Annotated in this window: 2 tRNA genes; both read right to left on the reverse strand. The window is 46.3% G+C overall.

The features are described 5' to 3' along the window. Positions 1-141: 141 nt before the first annotated feature. A tRNA-Ala gene (locus J2I47_RS26415) sits at positions 142-215 on the reverse strand. Between the two features lie 4 nt (positions 216-219). Continuing rightward, positions 220-293: transfer RNA gene (locus tag J2I47_RS26420), tRNA-Ile, on the reverse strand. Positions 294-326: the final 33 nt, after the last annotated feature.

A 326-nucleotide genomic window follows, 5' to 3' on the forward strand; every position in this document is an offset into this window, starting at 1 on the left:
GTAATACGTATACTCAACGCTTGTTCAAATCTACAATGTTACCAAATACGCACATTATCAAAACCACAAGGGCTTAGCTAACGAGCGTATATGCTTTTTTCTCAATAGGTCAAAGAACGAACGAACCCATATGGTTCGTAGTGGAGAATAACGGATTCGAACCGTTGACCCCCTGCTTGCAAAGCAGGTGCTCTAGCCAACTGAGCTAATCCCCCAATGTGGGCCTGCGTGGACTCGAACCACGGACCTCTACATTATCAGTGTAGCGCTCTAACCACCTGAGCTACAAGCCCATTGGGCATTGGCAGAAAAAGAGCACAATAAGG

The sequence above is a fragment of the Fibrella rubiginis genome (genome assembly GCF_017353185.1).
Lineage (GTDB): Bacteria > Bacteroidota > Bacteroidia > Cytophagales > Spirosomataceae > Fibrella > Fibrella rubiginis.